We start from the raw sequence: 10833 nt of genomic DNA, 5'->3' as shown, positions 1-10833 counted from the left end.
GGACAACCTCTCGAAGAACAGGCGTCCACCTTCGGGGCCTCGCCCGTCCGACGCAAGCGTGTCAGCACGGCAGCGTCACGACGATCCAACAGGGATCGGTCAAAATCTCGATATGGCGCCGCTTGATGCAACCTATGCCCAGGCGCGGCGTTGGGGGACAGCTTGACCATAACATCCGGGTTTTCACCATGCGCAAGATCATCGCCCTCTCCATCGTCGCCGCCGCCCTGGCCGTGTCGGCCTGCAACACCATCTCGGGCGTCGGCCGCGACGTCTCCGCAGCCGGTTCGGCCGTCAGCCAGGGCGCCGAAAACGCCAAGCACTAGGACCGGCCAACGCTGGAACGAAGAAGGCCCGCCGGCGTCCGGCGGGCCTTCTCTTGGGCGTCGTCCGTCTCGTAATCCGACCAGAAGCGGACTAGTCGGCGGCGCCGACGGTCGCACGCTCCAATTTGCGGCGTTCGAACGTAAGACGAACCCATTCCAGTAGGCAGAAGGCGACGGCGACCAGCCCGATAAGGGCTGCGAACTGGAACATGGGCGCAAAGCCTTCGCGGTCAACCAGTTCTCCCAACGGCGCGCGCCCCAGTGTTCCGATAAGCAGGGCCAAGGACGCAAAGACGGCGAACTGCACCGCGCCGAACAATCTGTTGGACAGGGCGGACAGATAGGCGACGAAAGCTGCGCCCGCGAAGCCGCCTGCGATATTCTCGCCGGCGATTGCGGCCATCAGACGCGCCAACGGTTCTCCGACTCCGAATGCGCCGAACAGGCCGTAGAGGCCCGTCGCCCTCATGAAGGGGTCGATGACGGGCGCGCCCATCGCCAGGTCCATCATCAGTAGGTTGGTGGCGGCGCTGAGGACTGCGCCGATCAGAAGACAGGGCATGCGGCCGACGACGACCAGAGCCCAACCTCCCAGGCCGATGCCCAGGATGGTCATGACGACGCCGAAAGTCTTGGACGCCAAAGCAACTTCCGTCATCGTCCGCCCCAGGCCGCCGCCCTCCGTACCAAGATAGAAGGGATAGGCGAACGGCCCCCAGACGCCGTCGGTGATCCGATAGCTGAGCACCAGGCCCAGGACGATCAAGGCGCCCCAGCCGAGCCGACCCATCAATTCGACGAGGGGCGCGAGGATCGCATCATAGAATCGATCCCCGACACCCATCGACTCCTGACCCGTCGAGACCGCTGACCGGCCGCGCCAGACCAAGGCGCCGGCGAGAGCGGCCGGAAGCAGAACCGCCGCCGCCACAATGCCGGGTCCCCAGGACTGGATGAACTGACCCGCGCTCGGCGCGGGCACGGTCGTTAGGGCGGTGATCATGAAACGGATCAACATGAAGGCCGCCCAGGCCCAGGCCGCCAGGGTGACCAGCAGGGCGGCCCGGCGAAGCCGAGGCGAGCCGACCCGCTCGCGCGCCACGGCCTGATCGGCCACGACGGCCGGTTCCGGCGCGATCAAGCTTCCGGCCAGGCCAAGCCCCATCAGGACAGCCGCCGCCACAAATGTCGCCGTCCAGCCGGCCGTATCGGCCAGGACCAGGGCGCCGGCTCCGCCGACCAGGGCCGCCGTGCGGAATCCCAGTTGATAGACCGATGACAGAAGATCGACAGGCAGGCCGTCATCGGCCGCCTCGATCCGCCAGGTATCTATGACGATGTCCTGGGTGGCGGAGGCGAAGGCGCCGACGGCTGCAGCCATGGCCAGGACACCGATCGCGCCGCCTGTCGGATGCGATGCGGCGATGACGATGAAGACTAGGGCGAGGACCGACTGACAAACGACCAGCCAGGACCGGCGCCGGCCCATTCGTGCGACCAGCGGCAGCCGAAGCCCCACCGCAGGAGACCAAAGGAACTTGAAGGCGCCGAAAAGACCCACCCAGGAGAGGATGCCGATGGTCGCGACCGAGACATCGACCTCCGAAAGCCAGGCGTTCAGGGTGCCGAACAGCATGGCGAACGGAAGACCGGCCGAAAACCCAAGCAAAAGCATGGCCAAGGTCCGACGTTCGCGGAAGGCGGCCTTGATGACGCCAAATCCCTTGGGCTGAGGCCGCAGGGCTGCGACTTCTTCGGCGGGGGTGGCTTGATCGGTCATGCACGGCTCCGGCGGCGGCCGGAATCGCGGGCGCCTGTAACTCAGCCGACCTTGGCGCGGATGTCGCGTTTCGTCCAGCGGGCCAAGGCGGCGCGCAGGGCCTCGGCGTCCAGCGGCTTGACCAGATGCTCGTTCATTCCGGCCTCCAGGCACAGGCGCCGGTCCTCGGCGAAGGCGTTGGCGGTCAGGGCCAGTATGGGGGTGGCGTCGCCCGCAGCGCGGATGGCGCGGGCGGCGGCGGGACCGTCCATGCCCGGCATCCGCATGTCCATGAAGACCAGGTCATAGCGGGCGCGCGCCAGGGCGGCGACGGCCTCATGGCCCGTGGCGGCGGTCTCGACGGTGCAGCCCTCGCGCCGCAGCAGGGTGCGGGCCAGAAGGGCGCCGACCGGATTGTCCTCGGCCAGCAGCACGCGGACGCCGGCGAACCGGGCGGGGATCACGCGGTCGTCTTCGGGCGCGGCGACGGCGGTCGGGGCGGCGGGGTCCGCGCCCACGGCGGCCAGAACCCGTTCGGCCAGGGAGGCCCGGCGCAGGGGCTTGATCAGATAGCCGTGGAAGCCGGCGGCCCGATAGCGGGGGATCAGGTCCCGTTCGGACGGTTTCAGCAGCACGACGCCCCGCCCTGCGGGCGGAAGAGGCGCCAGGTCGCCGGCGGGGGCGCCCGCATGGTCGACCAGGGTCACCGGGGCCTTGGCGGCGACCCGGCCTCCGGACGCCTTGATCTGATCGGCGGCGGCGGCGCGGACGAAGGAATCGGGCGAGAGTATGCAGACCGTCTGGCCGTGCAGCGGGGTGTCGCGCTGGCGGGCGACGGGCAGGAAACCGGCCTCGAAGCGGAAACGGGCTCCGCCGCGAGCATCGGCGTCGGCGCCGCGCGGTCGATCCTCGACCCGAGCCGTCCCCCCCATCGCCGTCGCCAGTTTGCGCACCACCGCCAGGCCCAGGCCCGCGCCGTCATGGCGCACGGCGTCGGAGGAATCGGCGTGGCCGAACTCCTCGAAGATGCGGGCGCGGGCTTCGGCCGGCACGCCGGGGCCGGTGTCGTCGATGATGAAGGCCAGACGGACGCGCCCGTCGTCCATGTCGGTGGGACCCGGGGTGACGCGTTCGACCGACAGGCGCACGCCGCCGGTCTCGGTGAACTTGACTGCATTGCCGGCCAGATTGAACAGCACCTGTCGCAGCCGGCCCTCGTCGGCCAGGATGTCGGGGGCGTCGGCGGCGACCGACCAGACGATCTCCAGCCCCTTGTCGTGGGCGCGCGGGCTCAGCAGTTCGGCGACGCCGCGCACCAGGCCTTCCAGATCGACCGGCGCCAGGTCGAACTCCAGCGACCCCGCCTCCAGCCGGGCGTAGTCCAGCAGGTCGTTGACCAGGCCCAGCAGATGTTCAGCCGACTGGCGCGCATTCTCGGCATAGGCGCGCTGGGCGCCGTCCAGCCGTGTGCGCTGCAGCAGATTGATCATGCCCAGCACGCCGTTCAGCGGCGTGCGCATCTCGTGGCTCATCAGCCGCAGGAACTGCTGGGCCGGATCCACGGCCTGCGTCGCCTGGGTCTCGATCCGTTTCGTCGCCGCCCGTCGCGCCATCATCGTCTCCGTAGACCGGCAATATAGGGGCGGCGGGTTAAGGATTGCCCCTCTCACGAATAGAGGAAGGGCGCCTGTTCCGCCGTCGCTTCCCGGATCTCGGACCCCTCGCCCCGCTGGGCCTGGCGTCGGTCGAAGTCGGCCTCGGCCCCCACGGTGGTGCGGCGATAGATCAGGGCCTCGGCGATGTGGCGCCGCAGCACGCCGGTGCAGCCGTCCAGGTCGGCGATGGTGCGGGCCAGGCGCAGGGTGCGGGTCCAGCCCCGCGCGGTCAGCCCCCCGGCCTCGCCCGCCCCCATCAACAGCATCCGGCCCGCCTCGTCGGGCGTGGCGAACCGATCGAGAGTGTCGCCCGAGGCGCGGGCGTTCAGCCCCTGGGCCGGATCCAGCCCCGCCTCGCGCACCCGGTCCTCCTGCATGGCGCGGGCGGCGGCGACGCGGGCCTTGGCCTCGGCCGTGCCTTCGGCCGGCGGGGGCAGTGTCATGTCGGCGGCGGTGACGGGCGGGGTCTCCACCGTCAGGTCGATCCGGTCGAACATCGGGCCGGAGATGCGGTTCTGGTAATCGCGCTGGCAGCGGGGAGCCTTGCCGCAGGCGCCGCGCCCGGCCCCGCCCATGCCGCACCGACAGGGGTTCATCGCCGCCACCAGCTGGAACCGCGCCGGATAGCGGATATGGGCGTTGGCGCGGGCCACTACGATCTCGCCCGTCTCCAGCGGCGCGCGCAGGGAATCCAGGGCCTGGGCGCTGTATTCCGGCAGTTCGTCGAGGAACAGGATTCCGTTGTGCGCCAACGAAGCCTCGCCCGGCTTGGCGCGCAGGCCCCCGCCGGTCAGGGCCGCCATCGAGGCCGAATGGTGCGGGCTTCTGAAGGGCCGATCCCGGGTCAGGGCGCCGCGCTCGATCAGGCCGGCGACCGACCAGACCATCGAGGTCTCCAGCAGTTCCTGCGAGGTCAGGGGCGGCAACAGGCCCGGCAGGCGTTGCGCCATCATCGACTTGCCCGATCCCGGCGGGCCGACGAACAGCAGATTGTGCCCTCCCGCCGCGGCGATCTCCAGCGCCCGCTTGGCCCCCTCCTGGCCCTTGACCTCGCGCAGGTCGGGCGCGACGCCGCCGGTCGCCAGCGGGCCGGGCTCCGGCGCGCGCAGGACCTGGGTTCCCTTGAAATGATTGACCAGGGCGATCAGGGATCGCGGCGCCAGGATGCGGGCGCCGCCGGCCCAGGCCGCCTCGGGCCCCGTCGCCTCGGGGCAGATCAGGCCCAGGCCCATTGCGTCGGCGGCGACGGCGGCCGGCAGGGCGCCGCCGACCCGCGCGATCTGGCCGTCCAGCCCCAGTTCGCCGATGGCCGCCCAGCCGTCCAGGGCGTCCGGCGCGATCACCCCCATGGCCGCCATCAGGGCCAGGGCCAGCGGCAGGTCGAAATGACTGCCCTCCTTGGGCAGATCGGCCGGGGCCAGATTGGCGATGATCCGCTTGGCCGGAAGCGCCAGGCCGATGCCCGCAAAGGCGCCCCGCACCCGTTCGCGGCTTTCGGCCACCGCCTTGTCCGGCAGGCCGACGATGTTGAACACCGTCTGCTGGTCCTGGCCGACCAGCTGGACCTCGACATCCACGCGCCGGGCCTCGACCCCGTCGAAGGCGACCGTGACAACCCGCGCGACCATGACGTCCTCTCCCACCCGGAGAAGGAACGAACCATGAACTGAAATCTAATTCAAGTGGCGATCACGCAACCTGTGCGGCGCGCTTGGCCTCAATCACGTCCCACATCAGGGCGGTGGCGTCGACGCCGGTGAAGGTCTTCAGCTGCTGGGCGCCGGTGGGGGAGGTGACGTTGATCTCGGTCAGATAGTCGCCGATCACGTCGATGCCGACGAAGATCAGGCCGCGTTCCCTCAGGGTCGGGCCGATGGCGGCGCAGATCTCCAGATCGCGCGGCGTCAGCTCGACCGGCATGGCCGTGCCGCCGACGTGCAGGTTCGAGCGGACGGCGCCGGCCGCCGGCACGCGGTTGATCGCGCCCACCGGCTCGCCGTCGATCAGCAGGATGCGCTTGTCGCCCCTGGACACGGCGGGGATGAATTTCTGGATCACCAGCGGATCGCGGCTGCCCACGGCGTGGATCTCGATCAGGGCGTCCAGATTGGGGTCGTCGGCGCGCAGCTTGACCACGCCCGAGCCCCCGTTGCCGTGCAGCGGCTTCAGCACCCCCTCGCCATGCTGCTCGTGGACGGCGTTCAGGGCGACGGGATCGGCCGAGATCAGGGTCGGGGGCTGGAGTCCGGGGAAGGCGGTGACCAGCAGCTTCTCGGGCGCCGAACGCACCTGGGCCGGGTCGTTGACCACCAGGGTCTTCGGATGGACCGTCTCCAGCAGATAGGTGGCGGTGACATAGGCCATGTCGAACGGCGGGTCCTGGCGCATCAGGATGACGTCCACGTCCTCGGCCAGGTCCAGCTTCACCCAGTCGCCGAAATCGACGTGGTTGCCGACCTCGCGTCGCACGGTGATCGGCCGGGCGCGGCAGTAGAGGCGGCCCTCCTCCAGCGCCAGGGTGCGGAAATCATAGACCCACAGCCTATGCCCGCGCGCCTGGGCCGTCTCGGCCATCAGGAAGCTGGTGTCCCCGGCGATGTCGACGGCCTCGATCGGGTCCATCTGGATGGCGATTTTCAACATCGGTAGGCCTTCTCTATGTAGCGGGTTTACGGGATGGGAACGCCGGAACACCGGTGAAACCCCCATCCGCTCATCCCGGCGAAAGCCGGGACCCAGTTCTTTCGCTCGGCAGTGCGTGGGGACAAGGCTGTGCGAACCACACCGACCTTTCGCCCAAAGCACTGGGTCCCGGCTTTCGCCGGGATGAGCGGAGTATAAGTCAGTCCAGCGGACGGGCTTCCTCGGCCAGCATGATCGGCACGCCCTCGCGGATCGGATAGGCCAGTTTGGCGCCGACGGAGATCAGTTCGCCCGCGTCGCGGTCGTAGGTCAGCTTGCCGCGCGTGACCGGGCAGACCAGCACCTCCAGCAGGCGGGGATCGACGGAGACGGGCGTGTTGAAGGCGTCACTCATTGTTCTGGGCCTGTCGCGCTTTGCGCTACTTGAGGGTTCTTTAGGGGGCTACCGCGCTTTGCGCTACTTGAGCCCGTCATTGCATGGACGGCGCCGCGTCGTCACCGGCGTCGGCGGCGTCGATGCGGAGCAGGGCGGTCAGGGCCTCGGCGCGGGGCAGCAGGCCCATGGCCTCCAGAAGGGCCTGTTTCTCGGCCGGTTCGAACGGCAGGGCCATCGACAGGCTGTTGATCAAGGCCTCCATCGGCGCGCTCTCGGCCGTATCCCAGTCGATGTCCAGCAGCCGGTGGGTCATGTAGGCGCGCAGGGCGTCAAGGAAGGCGTGGCGGTCGAAGTCCGGCTCTTCCGGCGGGGGCGCCAGATCGTCCTCATAGGCGTCGAAGGCCGCGCGGACCTGGCGATAGGGCGCCTTGGACGGCAGTTCGGCGGCGATGCGGAACCGCGACACCCCGGTCAGGGTGATCAGATACCGACCGTCCGAGGTTTCCGCAAAACCGGTGATCCGCCCGGCGCAGCCGACCGGCGACAGGCCGGGCAGGGCCGGAGTCCCGCCCTTGGGCTGGACCAGGCCGATGATCCGGTCCCCGGCCATGGCGTCGTCCACCATGTTGAGATAGCGCGGCTCGAAGATGTTCAACGGCAGCTGGCCGCGCGGCAGCAGTATGGCCCCCTCCAGCGGGAACACCGGGATCACCTGCGGCAGATCGAGGGCTCGAACATAGCCTTGAGGCATCATGTCTCCTTGGCCTATCGCCCTGCGGGCTGCTTGAGGCCGGTGTTGCTTGGCCTATCGCCCTTCGGGCTATTTTGAGGCCGGTGTTTTGGCGCCTACGAGAAAAGGATGGAGGACAGGCGGCGACGCCCGTCCTTGGCGACGTCGGAACTGACGCCGGCCGCGTCGAAGATGACCAGCAGCTGCTTGCGGGCCGCCTGGTCGTTCCACTCGCGATCGGCCTGGATGATGTGCAGCAGATTATCGACCGCGCCCTTGAAGTCGCCGGCCGCGCTCTGGGCCTCGGCCAGGTCGAACCGGGCCTGATGGTCGTCGGGGGCGGCCGCGACCTTGGCCTCAAGCTCGGCGGAAGCCCCTGTCGGCGCCTTGGCCGCCAGGGCCAGTTGCGCGCGCACGCTCTGGACCGCCGGCTCCTTGGAGTCCTGGGGGGCCATGGCGATGGTCTGGGCCGCCTGTTCGGGATCGCCGCTCGCCAGATAGACCCGCGCCATGCCGGCGATGGCCTTCTCGTTCTCGGGCTCGATCGACAGGACATGGGCGAAGGCCTGGGCCGCGCCGCCGAAGTCGTTCAGGCCCAGCGACTCCTCGCCCAGCTCCAGCAGTTGCGCCGTCTCGGTCGAGCCGCCGGCGCCGCCGGTCAGCTTGTCGATGAAGGCCTTGATCTGGCTGTCGGGGATCGCGCCCTGGAAGCCGTCCACCGGCTGGCCGTTGACGAAGGCGTAGACGGTGGGGATCGACTGCACCCGCAGCTGGCCCGCATAGGCCGGGTTGGCGTCCACATCGATCTTGACCATCTTCACCGCCCCCTTGGCGGCGCGCACGCCCTTCTCCAGCGCCGGACCCAGGGTCCGGCACGGCCCGCACCAGGTGGCCCAGAAATCGACGATGACCGGCTGATGCTTCGACGCCTCGATGACGTCGGTCATGAAGGAGGCGTCCGTGCCCTCCTTGATCAGGTCGCCCGAGAGATTGGGGTCCAGGGTGGGGTCAGCGAAGGTCATGTCGGGGGTCCGGGCTGGGTCGAAGGATCGTAACGGCTCAGATGGCGACGGGATGCGCCGGCATCAAGCGGCGAATTGACCCGCTGTGACCCGGGGCGGCGCCCGCCGCGCGGAATTCAGACTCGGCCTGCGGAAAAACACAGTCTGAATCGTCTGAATCGTCTGAAATCCCCCGCCTCACGCCCGGCCTCGCCGCGCCGCGCCGCTGCATCCAGATGGGGCGCCGGGCGCACGGTTCAAGCGGCCAAAGCCGTCATCGCCCGCTTCGGCCGGGCGGTCCTAGTGCTGGTTTTCCGGCAGGCGCACGACCAGGCCGTCCAGGGCGTCGGAAACGCGGATCTGGCACGACAGCCGGCTGTTGGGCTCGACCGCCTCGGCGAAGTCCAGCATCGACTCCTCCATGGCCGAGGGTTTGCCCGTCGCCTCGCGCCAGGCCTCGTCGACATAGACATGGCAGGTGGCGCAGGCGCAGGCCCCGCCGCAATCCGCATCGATCCCCGGCACATTGTTCCGGATCGCGCCCTCCATGACGCTGAGCCCCGGTTTCACGTCGACCACGTGCTCGGTTCCGTCATGCTCGATATAGGTGATGCTGGCCATGGCCCGCTCATATCAAGCCGGGGGGATGGTGCAAGGGCGGATGGGAAGGCGGGGGCGGTTGAAGCGGAGTGCAGGGCGCGGAACCTGACTCAACGCGGTGTTTTGGAACGTCCGCCCTCAGGTGGGTGCTGATGAACATTCGCGCGACTCCAGAGGAAAGGACATCGGTAACCTGACGAGGACGCACTCACGATTCGCTGGGATCAGCACGATGTTGGACTCGGCGGATCAGGCTCTTGGAGTCACCTGACGGTCGACCTTACTCCTCATAACCCCAGTCGAGGCTGATCAGCCCGAAGTCCGCTGTGAGCCGTCGGCGATTGGCCTCTACTTCGAGCACGTCGGGATCGGGGTCACCCCGGCGATCGACCCTAAGGGTCACGGTGACCCTGTGGTTGGCTTCCGTTTCCTCGGTCTGGCCGTTCAGAGACACATATTCGCCGTCGACACTGTCCCAGGTTGAAAGCGTGAAGTAGGCGCTGAAGGCGATGAGGCAGTCCAACTCGAGTGCGAAAGTGACCTCTTCTCCCTCCAGCGCCAGAACTTGGGGTTCGCCGACGATTTCCCATTCCTGCACGAACGCGCCTTCAGTCTGGGCATCGAAGGAGAAATCCGAACGTGCTTCGACCTCGAAATCGGCCTCCGAAAGCCAGGACTCGAGTTCCAGGTCGATCTCGTCCTTGACTTCGTCGGCTTCCCCGGCGCGGAGCCGTTCCGTAAGCTTTTTGACGAGGTCGAGGCCGGCGGCGTTGAAGCGGTTCAGCGTGCCCTCGAATTCCGGGACACAGACGATGTTGGTCGAGGTCTCCGCGTAGGCCTGCCAGTCACCGTCTTTGCTGATCGCCAGAATGAGGCAGCCCTCTTCCTGCGCCCAGGCGTCGAGGGCGAGCAAAGCGATGGCGTCCGGAAATTCCGCCTTCTTGGCGGCGGTCGTCATGAAGGGCGTTTCCTCGGCGAAATACCGGCGCACGAGCTCGCCCATGTTCGCCCGTCCCTCGGAGGTCACCACCTCACCGCCCACCGCGCCCAGGTAGTCCTCCCATTCGTCCGCCGCGAGGATGGCCGGGTCGGCGTTGAGATCCACCGGGACGGCCAGGTCGGTCACCGCCTCGATTCGCCGCCAGGCCTTGCGGTACTGGTTAAGCGCGGTGCGGAGCTTGTCCGCCTGTTCGGCGGCCACTCTGCGAATGTGGGTTTGGACCTCGCCAGCGATGATGTCGCTGAAGATCAGCTTTATCTCATGCTGGGCCGCGACAGGTCCCAAGGCACGCAGCGCGCGCATGTCGAGGTTACAGCCGAACTTGTCGAAGATGTTCGTATCGACCGTAATGGCACCAAAGCGTCCCTGGACGATCGCTTCGTGGAGTTCGGCTTCAGTCAGTTTGGGCAATGGTCACCTCCAGCGCTCGGCGGAGCCTTAGCATTTCGGGAGGGGGCGGCGCACCGGATGTTCACATGCCTGAAGCCCCTAGCGGGCGGGCTCGCGATCGCGAACAGACCATCGTCGCCACCTTTGGCATAAGAGGACAACAGATGTTTGAAAAATTTCATGGAGAGACCATGCCGCGCTCGTGGCTAAGGCTGACGGTCTTACTTCCGCTGCGCTCTCACTCCTCCGCCGCCACATACACCCACGCCTCCGCCCCCGCCTCCGTCGTCACGCGCACCCGGCGATAGGCCTCGCCCTCATAGGCGTCGGCGGCGGTCAGGCCGGCGGTGATC

10 protein-coding genes are annotated in these 10833 nt (G+C 68.3%); 1 reads left to right on the top strand and 9 read right to left on the bottom strand.

Features of this window, described 5'->3' with window-relative positions; translation table 11 throughout:
- Positions 1–188: 188 nt before the first annotated feature.
- Positions 189–326 carry an entericidin A/B family lipoprotein gene (locus ER13_RS13075; protein WP_008261150.1) on the top strand — a complete coding sequence of 46 codons (138 nt, stop codon included), beginning with the start codon at positions 189–191 and terminating at the stop codon, positions 324–326.
- A gap of 91 nt (positions 327–417) precedes the next feature.
- Here the strand turns inward: ER13_RS13075 and ER13_RS13070 are convergent, their stop codons facing one another.
- The 9 genes from ER13_RS13070 to ER13_RS13030 all read right to left on the bottom strand — a co-directional run bounded on the left by ER13_RS13070 (position 418) and on the right by ER13_RS13030 (position 10501).
- Positions 418–2106: a muropeptide MFS transporter gene (locus tag ER13_RS13070; RefSeq protein WP_035309890.1), complete on the bottom strand. Its 1689-nt coding sequence runs from the start codon at positions 2104–2106 to the stop codon at positions 418–420.
- A gap of 41 nt (positions 2107–2147) precedes the next feature.
- Entirely contained in the window at positions 2148–3698 is a 1551-nt protein-coding gene (locus ER13_RS13065) for a response regulator (RefSeq protein WP_052005095.1), read from the bottom strand.
- 53 nt (positions 3699–3751) lie between these two features.
- The gene (locus tag ER13_RS13060; protein ID WP_035309888.1) at positions 3752–5368 is read right to left on the bottom strand and encodes a YifB family Mg chelatase-like AAA ATPase; all 1617 of its coding nucleotides are present in this window, start codon (positions 5366–5368) and stop codon (positions 3752–3754) included.
- A 61-nt stretch (positions 5369–5429) separates the two neighbouring features.
- A complete protein-coding gene (gshB, locus tag ER13_RS13055; RefSeq protein WP_035309886.1) occupies positions 5430–6383 on the bottom strand; it encodes a glutathione synthase in 954 nt (317 codons plus the stop codon).
- A 199-nt stretch (positions 6384–6582) separates the two neighbouring features.
- Positions 6583–6777, bottom strand: a complete 195-nt coding sequence (locus ER13_RS13050) for a Trm112 family protein (RefSeq protein ID WP_035309883.1) — start codon at positions 6775–6777, stop codon at positions 6583–6585.
- A 76-nt stretch (positions 6778–6853) separates the two neighbouring features.
- Positions 6854–7513, bottom strand: coding sequence for an LON peptidase substrate-binding domain-containing protein (locus ER13_RS13045; protein WP_008260289.1), 660 nt, complete (start codon positions 7511–7513; stop codon positions 6854–6856).
- A gap of 92 nt (positions 7514–7605) precedes the next feature.
- Positions 7606–8511, bottom strand: a complete 906-nt coding sequence (locus tag ER13_RS13040) for a co-chaperone YbbN (RefSeq protein WP_035309881.1) — start codon at positions 8509–8511, stop codon at positions 7606–7608.
- A gap of 279 nt (positions 8512–8790) precedes the next feature.
- Entirely contained in the window at positions 8791–9111 is a 321-nt protein-coding gene (locus tag ER13_RS13035; protein ID WP_035309879.1) for a 2Fe-2S iron-sulfur cluster-binding protein, read from the bottom strand.
- A gap of 259 nt (positions 9112–9370) precedes the next feature.
- Positions 9371–10501 (bottom strand): PIN domain-containing protein, encoded by a 1131-nt coding sequence (locus ER13_RS13030; protein ID WP_035309877.1) that lies wholly within the window; start codon positions 10499–10501, stop codon positions 9371–9373.
- Positions 10502–10833: the final 332 nt, after the last annotated feature.

This window comes from Brevundimonas sp. EAKA (assembly GCF_000698025.1).
Taxonomy (GTDB): domain Bacteria; phylum Pseudomonadota; class Alphaproteobacteria; order Caulobacterales; family Caulobacteraceae; genus Brevundimonas; species Brevundimonas mediterranea_A.
Note: the sequence above shows the minus strand (reverse complement) of the source record. Positions and strands in the feature narration are given on the sequence as shown.

What these genes read in the sequence shown, in the direction of transcription:
- ER13_RS13050 (WP_035309883.1), bottom strand. Translation starts at nt 6,777, where the DNA reads ATGAGTGACGCCTTCAACACGCCCGTCTCCGTCGATCCCCGCCTGCTG.
- ER13_RS13065 (WP_052005095.1), bottom strand. Translation starts at nt 3,698, where the DNA reads ATGGCGCGACGGGCGGCGACGAAACGGATCGAGACCCAGGCGACGCAG.
- ER13_RS13045 (WP_008260289.1), bottom strand. Translation starts at nt 7,513, where the DNA reads ATGATGCCTCAAGGCTATGTTCGAGCCCTCGATCTGCCGCAGGTGATC.
- gshB (WP_035309886.1), bottom strand. Translation starts at nt 6,383, where the DNA reads ATGTTGAAAATCGCCATCCAGATGGACCCGATCGAGGCCGTCGACATC.
- ER13_RS13075 (WP_008261150.1), top strand. Translation starts at nt 189, where the DNA reads ATGCGCAAGATCATCGCCCTCTCCATCGTCGCCGCCGCCCTGGCCGTG.
- ER13_RS13070 (WP_035309890.1), bottom strand. Translation starts at nt 2,106, where the DNA reads ATGACCGATCAAGCCACCCCCGCCGAAGAAGTCGCAGCCCTGCGGCCT.
- ER13_RS13035 (WP_035309879.1), bottom strand. Translation starts at nt 9,111, where the DNA reads ATGGCCAGCATCACCTATATCGAGCATGACGGAACCGAGCACGTGGTC.
- ER13_RS13040 (WP_035309881.1), bottom strand. Translation starts at nt 8,511, where the DNA reads ATGACCTTCGCTGACCCCACCCTGGACCCCAATCTCTCGGGCGACCTG.
- ER13_RS13060 (WP_035309888.1), bottom strand. Translation starts at nt 5,368, where the DNA reads ATGGTCGCGCGGGTTGTCACGGTCGCCTTCGACGGGGTCGAGGCCCGG.